This is a genomic window from Tannerella forsythia, assembly GCF_001006485.1.
GTDB lineage: Bacteria > Bacteroidota > Bacteroidia > Bacteroidales > Tannerellaceae > Tannerella > Tannerella forsythia.
In genome coordinates, this window is record NZ_JUET01000061.1 from 1 (window position 1) to 832 (window position 832).

Consider the following 832-nt stretch of genomic DNA (forward strand, 5'->3'; position numbering starts at 1 on the left):
AAAAGAGCTTCTCCCAAATATCGGCGATTAAACTTGTAACAGAATTCATCTAAGTAATTTTGTAAGAATTCGGGCTTGATGTCATGGAACGTATTTATCAACTGTCTCTTGGCATTGCTGATGGCGATATGGACCCAGGGTAAGACCTCGCCCACTTTCTCTTTGGGGATAACCTGAGAGTGGTGTCTCTAGGTACAAAATCTTTCAATTCTACATAAGAGGTAGAATGATCCGTGTCAACTTCCCGCACATCTGCGGCTAATTCCTTAACCGCCTTATTGATCGTTTCTTTCTTCAAATCATCGATTACTTTCATTTTCAAATAGCCGACTCTTCGTGGTTTTTGACCGGTTTTCGGAAATTCAACCATTTCACTTTCTGCCATTACTAAAACTTTGCTTTTCTTTTGACTGCCACGTCCACGCTTCAAGGGTTTATCTTTTTCCTCTTGACTCATCTCTGTGGAAAAATAACCCTCATCCAATTCTATACAACCTGCAAGGACATATTCATCATCTCTTTTACCCATGGCCTCGCGAAGTTTGTGAACCATATGCCAAATAGGATGATAACGATTATGTCCCAATTGACGCTGGATTTCTTTGGTCGAAAATGTCTTTTTCGTTGACGTGAGCAGATGCATGGCTATAAACCAATAACGAAAAGGAAGTTTCGATTTATGCATTACCGTTCCACTTTTTAGCGTGGTGCGCGTTTTGCAGTGTTTGCATTCATATTGCTCCTTGTCTTTTTTCCAATAATGATCCGTGCCTCCGCATTTGGAACAAACAACTCCTACTTGGTCGCGATATGCCTTAAACTTTTGCTTGCA

General features: G+C 40.7%; 1 pseudogene. It reads right to left on the reverse strand.

The window, feature by feature from the left end:
- Positions 1-832 (reverse strand): annotated as a pseudogene (locus Tanf_RS05030) (IS1595 family transposase); the annotation flags it as partial.